At 31.8% G+C, this 17,963-nt stretch carries 14 protein-coding genes and 1 tRNA gene; 9 read left to right on the plus strand and 6 right to left on the minus strand.

Annotation, left to right across the window (positions count from 1 at the left end):
• The first annotated feature begins 52 nt into the window (after positions 1-52).
• The 4 genes from J0383_RS06185 (at position 53) to J0383_RS06200 (ending at position 4,069) form a co-directional block, all read left to right on the plus strand.
• The gene (locus J0383_RS06185; protein WP_207297556.1) at positions 53-1,060 is read left to right on the plus strand and encodes a zinc-dependent alcohol dehydrogenase family protein; all 1,008 of its coding nucleotides are present in this window, start codon (positions 53-55) and stop codon (positions 1,058-1,060) included.
• A 4-nt stretch (positions 1,061-1,064) separates the two neighbouring features.
• On the plus strand, positions 1,065-1,832 hold the full coding sequence (locus J0383_RS06190; RefSeq protein WP_207297557.1) for an NHL repeat-containing protein: 768 nt from the start codon (positions 1,065-1,067) through the stop codon (positions 1,830-1,832).
• Positions 1,759-2,649, plus strand: a complete 891-nt coding sequence (budA, locus tag J0383_RS06195; protein WP_239023252.1) for an acetolactate decarboxylase — start codon at positions 1,759-1,761, stop codon at positions 2,647-2,649. Before J0383_RS06190 ends, budA begins: the two co-directional genes overlap by 74 nt.
• A 325-nt stretch (positions 2,650-2,974) precedes the next feature.
• Entirely contained in the window at positions 2,975-4,069 is a 1,095-nt protein-coding gene (locus J0383_RS06200) for a Ppx/GppA phosphatase family protein (RefSeq protein ID WP_207297558.1), read from the plus strand.
• An 89-nt stretch (positions 4,070-4,158) separates the two neighbouring features.
• Here J0383_RS06200 and J0383_RS06205 read toward each other — a convergent pair whose 3' ends face one another.
• Positions 4,159-4,407: a hypothetical protein gene (locus J0383_RS06205; protein WP_207297559.1), complete on the minus strand. Its 249-nt coding sequence runs from the start codon at positions 4,405-4,407 to the stop codon at positions 4,159-4,161.
• Positions 4,408-4,592: 185 nt separating this feature from the next.
• On the opposite strand from J0383_RS06205, the gene J0383_RS06210 reads away from it, so the two are divergent.
• Positions 4,593-4,919, plus strand: coding sequence for a hypothetical protein (locus J0383_RS06210; RefSeq protein WP_207297560.1), 327 nt, complete (start codon positions 4,593-4,595; stop codon positions 4,917-4,919).
• Positions 4,920-4,974: 55 nt separating this feature from the next.
• Here the strand turns inward: J0383_RS06210 and J0383_RS06215 are convergent, their stop codons facing one another.
• From J0383_RS06215 to J0383_RS06225, 3 genes are all read right to left on the minus strand, one after another.
• The gene (locus J0383_RS06215) at positions 4,975-5,685 is read right to left on the minus strand and encodes a leucine-rich repeat domain-containing protein (protein WP_207297561.1); all 711 of its coding nucleotides are present in this window, start codon (positions 5,683-5,685) and stop codon (positions 4,975-4,977) included.
• Between the two features lie 199 nt (positions 5,686-5,884).
• Positions 5,885-10,012 carry a DUF6443 domain-containing protein gene (locus J0383_RS06220; RefSeq protein ID WP_239023254.1) on the minus strand — a complete coding sequence of 1,376 codons (4,128 nt, stop codon included), beginning with the start codon at positions 10,010-10,012 and terminating at the stop codon, positions 5,885-5,887.
• Between the two features lie 7 nt (positions 10,013-10,019).
• The gene (locus tag J0383_RS06225) at positions 10,020-13,442 is read right to left on the minus strand and encodes a hypothetical protein (RefSeq protein ID WP_207297562.1); all 3,423 of its coding nucleotides are present in this window, start codon (positions 13,440-13,442) and stop codon (positions 10,020-10,022) included.
• Between the two features lie 478 nt (positions 13,443-13,920).
• Between J0383_RS06225 and J0383_RS06230 the strand changes: the two genes are divergently transcribed.
• The 4 genes from J0383_RS06230 to J0383_RS06245 all read left to right on the plus strand — a co-directional run bounded on the left by J0383_RS06230 (position 13,921) and on the right by J0383_RS06245 (position 16,819).
• Positions 13,921-14,469: a DUF4494 domain-containing protein gene (locus J0383_RS06230; RefSeq protein WP_207297563.1), complete on the plus strand. Its 549-nt coding sequence runs from the start codon at positions 13,921-13,923 to the stop codon at positions 14,467-14,469.
• Between the two features lie 112 nt (positions 14,470-14,581).
• The gene (locus tag J0383_RS06235; protein ID WP_207297564.1) at positions 14,582-16,093 is read left to right on the plus strand and encodes an ArnT family glycosyltransferase; all 1,512 of its coding nucleotides are present in this window, start codon (positions 14,582-14,584) and stop codon (positions 16,091-16,093) included.
• 1 nt (position 16,094) lies between these two features.
• On the plus strand, positions 16,095-16,619 hold the full coding sequence (locus J0383_RS06240) for a DUF4269 domain-containing protein (protein WP_207297565.1): 525 nt from the start codon (positions 16,095-16,097) through the stop codon (positions 16,617-16,619).
• Positions 16,620-16,746: 127 nt separating this feature from the next.
• Positions 16,747-16,819: transfer RNA gene (locus J0383_RS06245), tRNA-Met, on the plus strand.
• Positions 16,820-16,967: 148 nt separating this feature from the next.
• Here J0383_RS06245 and J0383_RS06250 read toward each other — a convergent pair.
• Complete coding sequence (locus J0383_RS06250; protein ID WP_207297566.1) at positions 16,968-17,426, minus strand: RNA methyltransferase; 459 nt, start codon at positions 17,424-17,426, stop codon at positions 16,968-16,970.
• Positions 17,427-17,585: 159 nt separating this feature from the next.
• Positions 17,586-17,960 (minus strand): topoisomerase DNA-binding C4 zinc finger domain-containing protein, encoded by a 375-nt coding sequence (locus tag J0383_RS06255; protein WP_207297567.1) that lies wholly within the window; start codon positions 17,958-17,960, stop codon positions 17,586-17,588.
• Positions 17,961-17,963: the final 3 nt, after the last annotated feature.

A 17,963-nucleotide genomic window follows, 5' to 3' on the forward strand; every position in this document is an offset into this window, starting at 1 on the left:
CATAATTTAAAGCAAACATCAGACTATAATTTTGCTTCATAAAATTTACATTATGAAAGCAATACAATTAAACAGTTATGGCATCGAACATTTAAAAACAGTAGAAGTTCCAACGCCAGAAATAAACGAAAATGAAGTATTAGTAAGAACTACAGCAGTTTCATTGCAATACTTGGACTTACTTACAGTTGAAAACAGTTTCGGCTTTAACATTCCTCTACCATTTATTCCTGTTTCGGAAGGTGTGGGTGTTGTAGAAACCGTAGGAAAGAATGTTACACGCTGGAAGAAAGGCGACCGTGTTCTTATTCCATTTATTACACGTTGGGAAGCAGGGAAAATCACTTCCTATCATAATGCTTTAAGAACAGGTATGCAGACTTCTGGAACTTTAGCAGAATTTACTGTACAACCCGAAAACACATTAGTTCGTACTCCTCAAAATCTTACGGATGAAGAAGCCACTTCCCTATCTATTGCAGGATTGACTGCTTGGGCAATGCTAGTAACTCAAGCCAATATAAAAGCCGGACAAACGATCCTAATACAAGGAAGTGGCGGTGTTTCTTTGTTTGCTTTACAAATTGCAAAAATGTCGGGATTGAAAGTTATTGCTACCACAGGAAGCAAGGAAAAAGAGCATAAACTAAAAGCATTAGGAGCTGATGAAGTTATTAATTATAACGACTTTCTCGAATGGAGCAATGAAGTAAAACGTTTAAACAACAATACTGGTGTGGATATTACTCTTGATGTAGCTGGAAACAAAACAATCGAGCAAAGTATTCTTTCTGTTAAAGAGCATGGTTTTGTAGGCTTAGTGGGATTTATGTCTGGCAGCAAACTTACTTTTGACGTCTTCCCCTTAATTATAAACTATATCCGTTTGCAGGGCTATTCTGTAGGGAATGCACAGGAATTAGAAGAGTTGGTCAATGCTATTGAAAAAAACAACATTAAACCTGTCATAGATAGCATTTATTCCATAGAACAAACACAAGAAGCATTTTTAAAATTGAAATCAGGGAATGCTTTCGGAAAAATAGTCATCAAATTTTAAAGAAATGAAAATAAGAAATATAGTCTTGATAATCTTTGTATGCATCAAATTTAACGGTTACCCGCAACAGATTATCAACGGTTTTGCAATGCCTGAAAGCGTAACATCAGATGGCAAACGCTATTTTGTTTCCAATCAAGGACAAGATGTTTTCAGCAAAGATGGAGATGGTTTTATAAGTGAAATATCGGAAGACGGAAAACTAATCAAACTGAAGTTTTTACCACAAAAAGGGGTTTTAAATGCCCCTAAAGGGTTAACAATAGCAAACAACATATTATACGTTGCAGATATGGAGCGCATTGTTGGCTTTGATATCAATACAAGAAAAACAGTATTTGAACTCACTATACCAGATGCAATAGTTTTAAATGATATTTGTAGGTTAGAAAATGATTTTATTGGTGTTACAGAAACGATTTCAGGCAATATCTACAAGATAAACACTAAAGACAAATCAGTTGAAATAATTGGTAATTTATCTGCTGCAAACGGAATAAACTACAACAAAAAAACGAAACAATTAGTGGTTTGCACCAATGGTAAAAACTATGGAGAAGGTTCGGTTTACATTAAAACAGGAAATGGAATATTTAAAGAGTTACCTAATATTGCTAATGGATTTTTTGACGGTATAGAATGGATAGATGACAACCATTTGTTAATTTCAGATTGGGTAACATTTCCCGTAAAAGACTTTGGAAAATTATGGATTTACGATTTATTTAGACCAGACAAGCCAAACATACTTTACAGGCGAAAGTATTGCTGATATTTATTACAATTCTGCTACTAAAAAAATCTATATGCCTCAAATGTTTCACAATAGGGTGATAATCGAGGAAAAAGACAAGATAACATCAACTGAACAATCAAAAAACAATATATTATATAATTATGGTATTATCGACGCTTTTATCGGAGGACTTTACAAAGGCTCATTACCTATCAAAGAATTAAAACTGAAAGGAGATTTTGGTATTGCAGCTCCAGATATGCTAGATGGCGAATTAACTATGCTTAATGGAAAAGTTTACCAGACAAAAGCCACAGGCGAAGTAAATGTAGTAGACAACGAATACAAAACACCTTTATCAACAGTTACTTTTTTCGAGGCAAATATGACATTCTATGTAAACAATGCTACAGAACAAAAGGATTTATTGGAAACTATTGAAAACCGATTAACAAATAAAAATGTAATGTATGCTGTAAAGATTACAGGCGATTTTAGCAATATGAGAACTAGGGCGTTTCCACCAGTAAAGGAAGAACCTTTTCCTGCGCTTTCCACAATTTTAGATAGGCAGCAATTTTTCAACATCCAAAATACCAAAGGAACATTGGTTGGCTATCATCTACCAGAATATTTGAATGGAATACAAATGAGCGGTTTCCATTTTCATTTTCTTTCAGCAGACACCAAAAAAGGAGGACACGTTTTAGATTTTAAGGGCATGAATTTAAAAATCGAAATTGCCGAACTAAAAAGTTTTGAATTTGAAACACCAACAACCAATGATTTTCAAAATTTCCAATTCAGAAAAAAACATAATGAAGACTTGGAACGTATTGAGCAGGGGAAGTAAAGTTATTGGACATAATACGTAATATTCTTAAACACTTCTTACTTTATACTTTAAAAAAATAAGAATTAAAATTTGACGTTTTCCTTGAATTATCATCTTTTGGCAATTCTTTATAAAAAGAAAAAATCACAAATTACCAAGCATTAAAACAAAGCTTAATAATTAAATAATATCTTTTCTCAATAACTGAGTTTATTTTCTTGAATGTTTTTATAAATTTGCAATTTTTTATTGAAACCCATTTTTTTCAATACAAAATTGCGATTTTCATATAAATACCACACAAAACCTGCATTCAAAAACAAATCATATTTAATTAAATACAATGCTTAAAAAAAACAAACCCCACGTTCTATTTTTCATTCTTTTAAATTTATTTTTTAGTATCACATTATTCTCTCAAAAAAGCATTTATGCGGGAATTGAAATTGGTCGCCGAGCTATAAAAGTTTCAGTTATAGACGTAAACAATATTAGAAAGGCCGATTACAAAATTCTTTCTTTCTCAACTGAAAGAATCCCTTTTGCCGATCATATTGCTGCTACGGGAGCACTTCCTCAGGAAGACATCAACAGAGCCAGTGTTGTAGTATCTGACCAATTGAAAAAAATCAGAGCTGATTATAAAATTCTTGAAGAAAATATCTTTATCGTTGCAGCTCCTGTTTTTCAATCTGCACGAAATGCTGAGGCTTTAAAAACTAAAATCGCCACTCTAACCAACAAAGAACTTGAAATCCTTGAGGCTAATGAAGAAGCAAAAACATTAGTTAAAGGTGCCATGCCTCCCGTTGATTATGCTAGTGCTTTTCTTCTTGATATTGGAGCTCAAACTACTAAAGGCGGTTACATTGATGAACTTAAAGATAACAAACTAGAATTTGTTCCGCTAGAATTGGATTTTGGAACAATGACTTTAACTGATGCTGTTCAGAAAACCGTTTTAAATCAAAGTCAGGCAAATGATATGTTGACTTATCAAGAAAAGTCATTTGACTACAATACTATTCTACGTAAGAAAACAAAAGAGCTTTTTGATGCAAATCCTCCTTTGACAAAAAAGAATAAAATTTATTTATCTGGTGGTGCTGTATGGGCATTTTCAACACTATTTTACAATGAAAACGTTAAAGAACATTATATTACTTTAACCCTGCAAGATGTAATTGATTATGATGCGATTTTGAAAAACAATTTCACCAAATTTACGACCCTAGCCAAAACCAATTCAGAAGCGGCAAGAGTTTTAAGCACTTACGATCAAAAATATCTTATTTCTGCGAACAACATTTTGCTGACTTGTTTAGAAAGTATTCCAGAATTGGAGTCTAAAAAAGTGTATTTTGTAAAAGAAGGACAAGTAACATGGCTTATCTCATTTATTGCAGATCGTTCTAAAAAAGTAAATACTAATTTTTAAGATTCTTAAAAATTACCTCAACAAAAAAAGCTTCAGAAAAATCTGAAGCTTTTTTTGTTGGATTTTTACTCGTCTTTCTATCGATAGAATTATCTATCAAAACCTATTGCACCTCTTTTTGGCGCATACAACTGCTTTAAATCAAGATAATATTGATCATATTCTTTTCTCGAAATTGCTTCAACATTTAAAAGCCATTTCAAATCATTCAATTGAGTTTCATAATTCAAATTCGGATCTAAATTGGCATATTTTTCACGTAAAAAATTATCTCGCTCTTGAAACAATGTTTCAATAAATTTATCGACTTCTCTTTCATTTGGTCTTTTTTTAAACAAATAAAGATATCCATTTCTATGAGTTCTAAAGCTTCAAAACCTGCAAAATCCGACGAAGAAATCGTTGACCACATGGAATTTTAAACCGCAAACGAGGAATAAAATCAAAAGCTTCAGATTTCTTTCGTGAAAGCATATTTTCTCTCGAAAAATTATCCAAAGTACTGGAAGGAGAAAGCATTCACATGATACTAAGAAAAAGTGGAGAAGGACAGCTTTATGGAATAACCTACGTTAACCATAAAACTAGATCCGTTTTCAACGGAAGCAGTCTGGGAAAAGAATACAGTGCAAAAGGAATTCAGGAGAGCTGTGCAATGAATATTCTTAAAATTGAAAAAAAGTACAATCTTTTGGTTTCAACTGACGGTGCTAATTTTCAAAATGCTGAATTAAAAGAGTATGTGAAAGAAAATATGGTGAATATACTGCTACGTGTAGAAAAAGTAAATGACTATGTCTCAAAGGAGTTTAATAAAAGGAATAAAAGAAAATTGAGAAAAGGAATTTAATAAAAAGGGTGCAATAATGCACCCTTAAATTTGTTCGGTTTTTCTTAGCAAGCCACTAATTTGATACTTTAATACTCTGCATAGGTTTAATCATGCTCTGTTTTTCTGATTTTAATAAATTAACTCCATTATCAATGTAGAGTGTTTTCAATAGAGGATTGTTAGAAATATCTAGTTTTTCAATTTTAGTAGAATTAAGATAGAGCTGAACAAGTTCAACATTTTTTTCAACATTTATCATCTTTAAATTACCATTTTCAGATAACTGCAAAGTTTTTAGCTTAGGAAGTTTATCCAAGATAATTTTTTCAAATATATTTCCTTGTAGATACAACGACTCGATATTAGAAGTATTAATTAAAACCAGTTCACTTAAGCCATTTCTAAAAGCATAAAGCCCCCGTAATTTTGGCATATTTTTTAATATGAGTTTTTTTCCCAGATTGTTCTCACCGATATATATTTCTTCGATATTGGAATTGTTAAAAAAGACATCGATATTTCTTATTTGATTATTCATTGCATTAAAAGCTTTCAGACTCTTAAAATGTACTAAATCATCTAACATTTTAATGTTCTTTTTAGTTATTTTTAATTTAATAACAGTATCAATTTCTGATACCTCTATTTCGTTATCTTTATTAAAATCGTAACCTTGTTCAATCAAACTTATCTTAAGATTCTCATCTTTAAACTTAATTTTTTGCGCAATTAAATTTTGCGAAATAACAATTGTAATAAATATTACAGCACAGTTTAATTTCATAATTTATTTATTTCTTTTTATAAAAAACGATATAATAGCCATTATAATTATACCAATTATCAAAAGTAAAAGTCTATAATATTTTGAATTATAATATTGATTAATTTCACTATCGTTTGGTTTCTTTTTAAAGTCAACAAGTGTATAAATTGCAAAAGCAACAGCTATTATGAAAAATATATATTCCATTTTTTAATATTTAGTCTTTCTTTTTTGCCTGATCTATAGATCTATCTAATAGATTAAATACATTATCATTAGCTATTTGTTCGGTTGGACCAAAAGCACTTGAGCCTCCAATCTTACTAGAAAGTGTACTCACTGTTAATTTTGTAGCTGCTTTGGTGAAAGAAAAATTACCTTCGAAAGCGTCATTTCCTATTTCTAAAACTGTACCGATTTTTGATATTGTTCCTCCTACTGTTCCCATTGCTCCTGCTAATGGAACACCAATTCCTGTTGCAGCGACTGGCAAAGCTGCTAAAGTTAAAGAATCACCAACGTCTTGCAATATTCCTGGGACACCATCTCCTAGAGCATCCACGACCCCTTTATTTTTTGATATAAAAGTTCCATTTTCTGTCGTTACACTAGTGTCATCGATATCTGTTTTTGAACCATTATTTACAACAAAGTTACCATCTTTCGCAAACTCAACAATTGTACTATAGTCTTCTGTATGAGCAGTCCCAGATTCAAAAACTTGTTTTACATTTCCGTAGCCTTTTGCCTCTGCTTGCTCTACAGTTTTTACATCTTTATCGTAAGTTATATGTTGCTGGCCATTTGTTCCAATCCAATTGATCCAATCAGTAGGAGCCATACCATCAGGATCAATAAATCTTATAGGATTATCAAAAGCATAGTTATATGGACTATGTCTTCTCATTTTTTCAGCCAGTGGATCAATGTTCATCCAACGACCAATTGCAGGGTCATAATTTCTTGCTCCATAGTCGTAAAAGTTAAGCCCCAGCTCGTCTTGGAGCTCCTTTCCATTGTACTTATACTTTAAACCATCATTTGTAGAATTTTTCAGAATATTATACCCCTCTTGTTTTAATCCAAAAGGATAATAGTTATTTTCTTCCTTTATTACAAGATTTTTATCATAACTCAAACGAATGTTACCCAAATGATCTTTATACTGGTATATATATTTAAAAGAACTTGCGGCAACTGCTTCAACATAGCCTTCAACAGTTGGAAAGAACTTAAGTGCTGTATTTGTGTACTGGTAACCTCCTAAATAATCTGTTGTTGTAACATTTGCAGGTGAAGTGGTTGTTACTATCTTTTGTACCTTCTGTCCCGCAGCATTATAAAGATATACAATATTTCCTATTGTTGAAAAAGTTATTTGCGTTGGCAGATTAAGATTGTTATATACTATGCTAGTTATGTTTTTGTTATTGTCCTTGATCAAGTTTCCATTAGCATCATAACTATAATCATCTAGAGTATTGGCAGCACTGTCTACAAAACCGTATATTTTATTTGCGGCAAGAGCATTGTCAACTACTTTGGTTAGTTGATTGGTTTGGTTACCTGCTCCATAACTATATGCCAAATTATCTATTTGAGTCGCTGTTGTTTCATTATTGCCATTACGTGTTAAGGATAAAATGTTTCCATTTTTATCGTATGTAAGGCTTTCATTATAAACACCGCTCACTGTGGTTGCTCTTTGAAAAACAGCATCTTTTAGTCGGTTTAGGTTATCGTATTTATAACCATAAGAACGAATAACAGGTGTAGTTTCAGAGGCACTGGTCCAATAGGTTTCAGATATATTTCCATTGTATAAAGCTTTTACACCAGAAATACTGCTGGAAAGAGTGTTATAACTTATTTTAAAGGCAAATTGATCTCTAGGATCCGTACCTTTTGTTAATGAATTAACGTCGTTAATATTCGTCATCCATCCGCGAATATTATACGTATAATTGATATTCTGTGTTGGAGCAGCAGTAGTATTTCCTACTTTTTTAGAAATCAGTTGTCCTAGTTCATCATAAGTATTACTTGCAATAAGTTCTATAGTACCGCTGTTAATTTGATGTGTCTGTGTCAATACACGATCCTGGTCAGAATAAGTAAAAACATCTTTAGTCATTAATTCAGTATCTGTGTTAAGCCTTTTATGTCTTACAATGCTGTACTGCAGCTGGCCTGAAAACGCATTTAGCTTACTATCAGTATAAGTGTAACCGCCCAAGAAATTTTGCATGTAAGAACGAATTGGTCTTGCTTTAGCATCATAAAGTGTATATGACAATTCATTTCTATAAGTTGTACTATTTTCTAAAATTCTTATCCAGCTTCCCGTAGCTAATCCAATAGGTTTCGTTGTAGTATTATAAAATACATTTTGCGTTTCAACAGAAGTTGGAATTGTTGGTGCATTTGGATAATTGTAATCATCAAAATAACTGACTGTCAACACATGATACCCTGTAGTTGGCCACGCAGCAGTAGTATATCTGAATGATACTCCATTTATAGTTGTATTTGTCGCAGTTGCAATTTTGGTTTCGCTAAAATTGGCAGTATATCCGTTTTGAGTATCCTGTAATGTTTTTCTATCTGCACTAGTAATTGTACCAGGCAGCCATGCTGTAATTATAGGTCGGTTTAAAGCATCATATTTAGTTACACTCCATCCAGCAGTAGTGATATCGGTAAACGGAGATAAACTCGGGCCAGTCGCTACAGATCTATCTAATTTGTCATAAACAATAAATTCCCATTGTTTGCCGGGTAATTTTTTCTCTACAAGTCGATTTCGATAATCGTATTTATATTGATAGCACAAATTGTCTAAAATTCCCTGATTATTTACAATTGTAGCACTGAATATACTTCCTGAAACGGCATTAAAGCCCGGTAACAATCTGATTGAATTTGTTGCTGTCAATTGCAAAGAACTTCCTGAATTAATTACAGCTGTTGACGTTACATCATTTTGTGCTGCTACAGATGTAATTAAATCAGCTGCTTTTGGAGGTATTACATATGTTAAATTACCATACGAATCATATACATAATATGTGTCATGTTTTACTCCTGCTTCATATGTGCGCTTTAAGATTAACTGTCCTTCTTTGTTTTTAAACTCTACAGTTGAGCCGTTTGTTTCTGTTGGAGACGCAATTGTATTTTCATCATAGGTTATGGTTTTATAAAGCTGATTGGCAGGATAAAAACCATTGCCAGTCCCATAATTCAACGATATGTCATATACGCCTAGACTTGAATTCCATGCTGCATATGCTAAATATAATTTTACTTCATTACCAACATTGGTCTGATAATCCATCTTGATCGTGTGATTATTTGCCAAAGCCCAGTCATTTCCTGGGGCAGCTTGCTGCAATACACGTCCTAGAGGTGAAGCTTCCAATTCTTTTTCACTAAATGGATTATTGTTTACCGCACCGTAATTTGTTTGATACTGCGAAATTAAATTAGGAACCAATGTTGATGGATCTATATAACTTAGATTATTTTGTGACGATGCAAATGGTAGATATTCCTTAATTTCTCTTCCAAAATCATCATATTCAACAGGTGTAACAATATCTTTCCCTGTAGCTGACAATTGGTATGAATTTTTTTGTATAGGCCTTCCAAGTCCGTCAAAATAGGTTACATTTTGATTGGCCTGAAGAATAGTTGGAGAAGTAATACTTGTGGCAGTTTCCATTTTGTAAGTTACGTTTTTTATCGAATTACGATTCTGTAAAACTGGTATTAAACTATTACAATTTGCATTTGTCCCTGGAATTGTCGGACAATTATCCGTATTATCCAAAACATAGTTACCATTAGGCTTTGTACATTGTCCTGCAATAAAATTTAATGGATCTCCTAAACCATCTAAATCATCATCTAGATACCAAGTCTGTGCGTTTGAGCAAGCAAAATTTTTAACAAAATTAAGATAACATCCATTCCAGCTGGTTGGTGAATTCAATAGATAAAATACCAAGGCATTGTTTTCAATTTTTGCTGCATAGTTTGCCAACGGACTTCCCGGTGCAGATGATAACTGCCCTAATTCCATATTAGGCAATGCTGGAGAAATTGTTAAAGTTGCAACAGTCCCAATTTTTAAATAACTTGGGTTAGCCCAGGTAGCAGAAAGACTAATAGTTAATATATCGTTGTTTATAGATATTGTGCCGCCTCCGGTACCGCTTTGTCCACTATTATTTAGATTAGGAACTGTAATGTTTTGTGTGTAATTAGGATAAATTCCAGCCTGAATTTGACCAAAAAACATCAATAAAACGAAGACTAAGTAATAATTGTATTTTTTCATCATTTTCTAATTAATTTTGGTACTGGTATTTATTTTCAGATAAAATATTGTTGTCTTTGTCTTTTACATTTTGCAATCTAGAAAATGAATCATATGTATATGTGATTTTATCTCCTTTTGAATCTGTTATTGTATTTACGCCTACTAACGGTATATGAGTATAAGTACTAATTGGGCTATTTATTAAACTGCTATTGCTTCTAAGACTATTTATAGCCGTTAAATTACTTTCATTATAACCATCCAGAACTGTAGTAGTTATTCCTAAAGCGGCTGCGACTTGTGAATAAGTAGCATTTTCAATTTTTGCAATAGGAAGCGTTTTTCCATAACCCCAAAGGATAGTTACACTTGTACCATTTTCCAAAGTATATTGCTGTGTATTACCTTTTACATCATATCTATCTATAGTAACCTTTTTTTCAGGAGCTGGATAACTTAAACTATTAATTCCTTTCACTGCAAAAACGTATTTAGGTAAAATTAAATTTGAAGTCGTAGCATCTTTTGCATACTGTGTATTTTGTCTTGATAATAACTCTGTATTCTTGCGATTCTCGGTTACCAAGGGAATCCCTGTCATCTGGGCATTAGTCATTATAGCTTCAATTGGTAAAAGTTCCGGATTATCATTGGCATAATAATATGTTGTTGATAATTCATCACCATTACTATTTGTACTTGCAGATTTTCTTATTTTTCCTTGGGCATTATATGTCAAAGTTTCTGTTGTAGCAACTGCGTTTCCATTAAAATACTGCTTAGAAATTGTGCTGCTTGGCATATACCAAATTGCAGTAAGAGGATATACATCATATTGATATTGAACGCCATTTAAAGGACTGTCGTTGAAATAAGCACTAATAGTACCTCCGGCATAATAATCAGTTCCGCAAGGTATCCCATAACTACCGAAAGATTTTAAAACAGGTTTTATCCCGAAAAAGTTTATTACAGGTTTTATCGGATCATAAGTATAGGATTTATCTGTTAGCAATGTTCCTGTGCTATTATAAGTTTCCTCTTTACTAATCAACCCGTTTAATAGATTGGGAATACTTGGCAAACCTGTTTTAGTTTTATTTGGAGTGTTGTTATAATAAAAAGTTTTCTTTCCAATATTATTAGTTTCAGTATCTTTTATATCTATTTCTTCAACTTTATCATAACCTATAGGATTTCCACCACCAATACCAAAGTCATCAGAAGACAAACCTATTTTTTTATGAAAACCAATATATTCATAGGCATTACCACCACTAACTCCACCTCCTGTTTTATTGCTATATCTAAGCATCGTCAGTGGTTCAAATTTGTTAAGAAGTTTACCTCCGTAATATTTAAATTGTTTATTTGAAGTTAATACGCCAAAAGTCGAATAATTTTTGATTGATTTAATTCTCATTCCACCTTGATTACTGACAGATTTATCGACACCAATATCATCGTAATAGTAAAATCTGGAATTAACAGATGAAGAATGATTAAAATTTTCTGCATAATTCAAAGCGTCAGGCATAAATACTTTTACAGCATAAGTCACACTTGGATCTGGATCGTAAGGAATTACCATTGTTTCGTCCCATTGCTTGCCTTGATTGTTGTTAAATAAAGTACTATTTTCAGTTGATAAATCCCATCTTTTTATTATAGTAGTTGTTGGTGTTCCACTTATTGTCTTAGTTTTTGTAAATTCAATATATGACCCATACATTTCTGCATATGTCCAGGCAGCACGGTTTACATTGTATGCGCTTATTATATTTGAAAAAACAATTGTTACTTCTCTGGACAACTCAAAACTTTTAAACACAGTATTTCCTGAACCATTATTATCTAAAAGATAAATATTTTTGTAAGCAGATTCATTTTTATAAAACTCAGGTATAAATTGATTTGAAAAAGAATTAGGTTCATATTCAAATTGAGTAAAACCACCAGTTGGATAAGTAATTTTGTTAAGCATATATGCTCCAGAATATATATTATCAGTATATCTGTTGGCTGAATTATTGCTAAACTTAAAATATGGTTTTTGAACAGTACTAAAAGTTTCATCCAGATCATAATGAAAATAATCTAAATTGGGAATGTAACTAGTATTGTTCTTACCATTATAATATCCCCAAAAATCTACTGCAAATGAATTTTTTTGTGGTAATAAAACATCGGTTTTATAATTGAATTTATAATCCGGTTTACTAGTATCTTGTGTACCATTGGTGTTGTATCCAATCTCCTTCACAGAGTCAAGCTTTAATCTTTTATTAAGCTCACCGTAAGTTGAACTTCCATTAAAACCTATAGTATTGTTAGCAAAATAACTATATCCAAAATTATAAGATTTGATTTTTGTACCGCTTACAGTTGATATAATATCTATTGATTTTAGTCTTTTAATTTTTGTTGTTGAAGTTGAATTAATATCATCTCTATCTTCTAAATTAAAATTAATAGTAGTAGTAGGACTTTCGATTTTTGTCAATGTTTTTTTATTGCAATTGATAAATGAAAAATGTTTTTCTAAAACAGAAGTTTGTCCCGTTTGTGATGATGGACCTTGAAAGTCTATTGATTCAGTATAAAAATAATTTATTGTTTGTTCGTTAATATAAGTATAGTTTATTGTTTTCCCAGTAGCCAATACAATTTGGCTAAGTTTAAAAGTATATCCAGATATATCAAACATATTATTAGCATGCGAATCTTCCAAAACATTAAAATAAAAAATATTTCCATCAATTGTTCTCGCAGTAATACTAGTAGAAGTTACCTGAAATGTAATATCCTCTCCTTTATTATCTAGTATTACAATTTGATTCGTATCAGGGTTTATATAAAATCTTCCAGAATGTCCATTAAAATTATACGAAAAGATATCAGGCTGCCGCTTTCCTCCAATTAAATCATTCATCGCACAATAGGGATCCCAATAACCATGATTTCCATCCTCAAGACATGGTGAACTTGTAGCCATTGATCTTCCTATTTCATTCAACGAATAATAATCTCCTGTATAAAGAAATCTATTTTTAAATGTATTTGTATCTGCATCTGTTGCACAGGTATACTGTTGATTTCTTTGAATATCTACTTCTCCTCGTATTTCGATAGATATTGTTCCTTCAGGGCTTAAATCCCAACCCAAACCAACCCATGTTGCTTCGTCAGCGACCTTAATTCCGGAACTATGGTAACCTAAACTTAATGGTATTTCAATACCATCTTCTTTTATAGAATATAATGGAATAGAAATATTAGCTATTCCAGTATAATAACCTACCGGAATCTCTCCAAATCTCCCTAATAACGCTGCTTCTGGGGAAGAAGGGATACTAAGCTTTGGTGAATATGTAGAAATATTTTGTGAATATAAAAATGTATTAAATGAGAATAAAAAAAACAATGTGAAAACATTGCTTTTTTGTTTCATCAAGTAATTAATAACATATTGCAATTTGTTTTGATGGATAAGGGTCATATAATTAGATAGATTATTATAAACTTTAACAAAATGTATTTAATAGACAATATTAGACCATTTTTGAATGTTAATTTTTATTTTTTTTAACAAGATTAACCCTCTTGGAAAATTAATTTTGTTAAATATATGACAATAAATACATTAATATAATTTTGATTAGTTTTTGTAAGGGTTAAAACTTTAATTTATATTTAATTTTAAGTTTATCCTTATCCAATTTTTACTTCAACTTATGTTGAATACGAGTATTGTTTTGAGACATAAAGCATAGAGGCTTTTAATAAATTAATTTCTGCTAAAAATCTTAATCACAAACCATTCAACACTTTACATAAAACCAAATCAAATTGTGAATATCTATTTCTAAAATTCTCACGATATTTTGACAGCAAAAATTATCTTTGGCATCCTTAAAAAAACAAAGAAGATGAGCGCAATTTGGTACGAATGCAAAGTAAAATATAGAAAAACAGACGAAACTGGCGGACAAAAAGTGGTTACAGAACCCTATTTGGTAGATGCTATATCGTATACAGAAGCTGAAAAAAGAATTAATGAAGAAATGGTGGCTTATGTAAGTGAAGAATTTAAAATCACGAATATAAAAGTTGCCAATTTTGCTGAAATTCATCCTTTTGAAAATGCAGACCGTTGGTTTAAGTCTAAAGTTTCTTTGATTGCTTATGACGAAGAAAGCGGAAAAGAAAGAAAATCAAACATGTACATGCTGGTTCAGGCAAATGATGTACGAGAAGCTTTTGACAATACGATTCATGTAATGAAAAATACGATGGGCGAATATTCGATTCCGGCAATTTCAGAATCACCAATTATGGATGTTTTTCCATATTTCAGCGGTGAAGAAGAAGAAACTGAAATGCTGGAAAGATTCAACGCTCTTAAAGCTTCAAAATCTGCAAAAGCCGACGAAGAAATCGTTGACCACATGGAATTTGAAACCGCAAACGAGGAATAAAATCAAAAGCTTCAGAGAAATCTGGAGCTTTTTTATTTTAAAACCTACAATCAAAATAAATCCTATATTAGCTGTACTAAAACCAAACCACCACTCCAAAAACTAAATTTTCATGAATAAAAAAACGATTGTATTAATTGGGTTTATCATTTTAAAATTTGTTTTACAATATACTTTAATCAGTCCCGAATATGATTTACAGCGTGATGAATACCTTCATCTCGACCAAGCGCATCATTTAGCTTGGGGATATCTGTCTGTCCCGCCTGTGACTTCCTGGTTTTCGTACGTTATTTTTTTATTAGGAAATTCTGTTTTCTGGGTAAAGTTCTTCCCTGCCCTTTTTGGCGCTTTAACGCTTTTAATGGTTTGGAAAACTATCGAGCTTTTAAAAGGCAATTGGTATGCTTTAATTTTAGGAGCATTATGTATTGTGTTTTCAGCATTGTTACGAATTAACATGCTGTATCAGCCAAACTCTGTAGATGTTTTATCTTGGACAGCTTTTTATTATGTGGTAATTCAATATATTTCTTCAGAAAAACCTAAATGGTTTTATATCGGAGCTGTTGTTTTTGCATTTGGATTCCTAAACAAATACAATATTCTTTTCCTCTTAATCGGACTTTTTCCAGCGCTCTTACTTTCAAAACAACGTAAAATATTGGCTGAGAAAAAATTATATTTTGCGTTGATTTTAGGAATTCTTTTGATTTTACCCAATCTATTGTGGCAGTACAACAATAATTTTCCTATTGTACATCACATGAAAGAACTAGCAGAAACGCAACTGGTAAACGTAGACCGTATCGATTTTTTAAAAGAGCAGATTCTATATTTTATTGGAGGTTTATTCGTAATTCTTTCCTCTTTTTATGCTTTAGTATTTTACAAACCTTTCGAAAAATTCAAATTCTTTTTTACATCGATCATTTTCACGCTGCTTGTTTTTCTTTATTTCAAAGCCAAAGCCTATTATGCCATTGGTTTGTATCCAATTTACATAGCATTTGGAGCTGTTTACCTTGAAGATGTTTTACAATCAGGATGGAAACGCTATTTAAAACCTGTATTTATTTTACTTCCGTTATTGTTTTTTATTCCGATGTACCAGCTTGCCTTTCCTAATAAAAGTCCAGAATACATTGTAAAAAACAAACTTGGAACACATCGCTGGGAAGATGGAAAAGAACATAACCTTTCTCAAGATTTTGCTGATATGCTGGGTTGGAAAGAACTAGCCCGAAAAACAGATTCTGTTTATGCTTTGTTTCCAAAATCTGAAAATACTTTAGTGCTTTGTGATAATTACGGACAAGCCGGAGCTATTAATTATTACACTAAAAAAGGCATTAAAGCCGTTTCTTTCAATGCTGATTACGTGAATTGGTTCAATTTGAATGTGCATTATACGAATCTAATAAGGGTGAAAGAATTTGAAGAAAACAGTACTGAATTTAAAGAAACCAGTCCGTTTTTTGAGTCTGCACGCATTGGCGGAAGCATAACCAATCAGTACGCCAGAGAATACCAAACAACAATTTTCGTTTTCACTAAAGCTAAAGTCGACATTAACAACAGACTCAAACAGGAAATCGAAGAAGAGAAAAATTACGACAATTAAAATGATTCATTTCGATACAATAGATTATTTAAAAGATGGAAATCCCAGACAAATCAAGGCTTATAAAACACTTACCCAAAATAAGGTTTTAGAAAATCTGTCTGAATTTGATCCTATTTTAGCGGGAACTATTCCAATAAATATTGATATTGAAAACAGCGATCTCGATATTATTTGTTATTGGCAGAACAAAACTCATTACATCGAAATCATCACTACTCTATTTCAATCTAAAACTGATTTTAAAATTTCAGAAGTTATTGTAAATGAACAACTTTCTATAATTGCAAGTTTTAAATTAGAAGATTTTGAAATTGAAATTTTCGGTCAAGATATTCCAACCAAAAACCAAAACGGTTACCGACACATGATTATAGAACATGAAATTCTGCAATCGCGAGATGAGAATTTCCGTTTAGAGATTATAAAACTCAAACAAAACGGCTATAAAACCGAGCCTGCTTTTGGCAAATTATTGGGTTTAAAAAACGATCCTTACGCAGAATTATTGACTTATAAAATATAAACTCTTTAAGCATTAAAAAATAATCACCTAAATATCAACAAATTACACTAAAACACCTTTTCTAGAAAATATTTCAAGAATTTCTTTGGATAAACGTATTTAGTATGTATCTTTGCACCCGAAACATCGCGGGATAGAGCAGTAGGCAGCTCGTCGGGCTCATAACCCGAAGGTCACAGGTTCGAGTCCTGTTCCCGCTACTAAGACAAAAAGCTTCAGAGAAATCTGAAGCTTTTTTGTTTCTGATTCCTTTTGCGGGCACAGATTACAAATCTGCGCTATCGCTGTCTACATATCGGAGCGATCGAGTTTGAAAAGTTTAAAAAAACTATTTTGAAAAGCTTTGCCTCAAGAACGTGGTTTAGGCAAATTTCTATCATACATAATAATAGTTCCTGCCACGGCCACATTTAGGCTTTTTTCCGATTTAAATTTCACTAAATTATGACATTTACTCATCGCATTTTTAGATAAACCGTGATCTTCTGCTCCCAATAAATAAACGCATCTTCTTGGATGCTCAAAAGTTTCTAAATCAGAGGCTTTGTCGGTCAGTTCTACACCAACTAATCGTGCTCCTTTAGGCAAATTTTCATAGAAAGCTTCAAAAGTCTCGTAATGAAAATAAGGAATCGCTTTTACAGCATCATGAGTATCACACGCTTGTTTCGCATATCGATTACCAATGGTAAATATAAAAGTAGCACCCATGTTTTGAGCCGAACGCCACAAAACTCCCAAATTTTCAGGCGTTTTACCATTTTGTATTCCTATGCCAAAGTATTCATTTATAAAATTATCATTCATAAAGGCAAAAATACAAACTTTAAATATCAATTTACAGCACTTGGCGCAAAACACTTTTTCTTAATTCTACTATAATTCTTCTTAGCGCTACTCAAAGTTTTTTTATTTGAAAACTATAAACACTCATACTAGCAAAGATTTTTAAACAAGATTACCATCCTATTTTTGCGTGAATTTACATTTTGGATATGATTTACACCCTAAAAAACTTCCAAATTCCCCTCTTCTTTCAACCAAATTATTACCACATCTTGGACATTTATTTGCTTGAATTGTTTTCTCTCGATCATTAATTCTTCTTTTAATCGAATTAATATGTTCATGTTGATTAAAAGAACTTTTCAAATTAGAAGCATTAATTTTTTGAAAAATATTATCCTTATCAATTTCGGAGAGATGTATAGTTGAGTATTTTTTAATTGTTCTTAAAAGCCGATGCATGTTAATGACATCAACACTAGTATCTATTTTTATTTCGGCTTTTTCAGAAAAAACAATAATAGATATGTATTCGATATTATTATATCCCTTCAAACA

It is taken from the genome of Flavobacterium endoglycinae (genome assembly GCF_017352115.1).
GTDB classification, from domain to species: Bacteria; Bacteroidota; Bacteroidia; order Flavobacteriales; family Flavobacteriaceae; genus Flavobacterium; species Flavobacterium endoglycinae.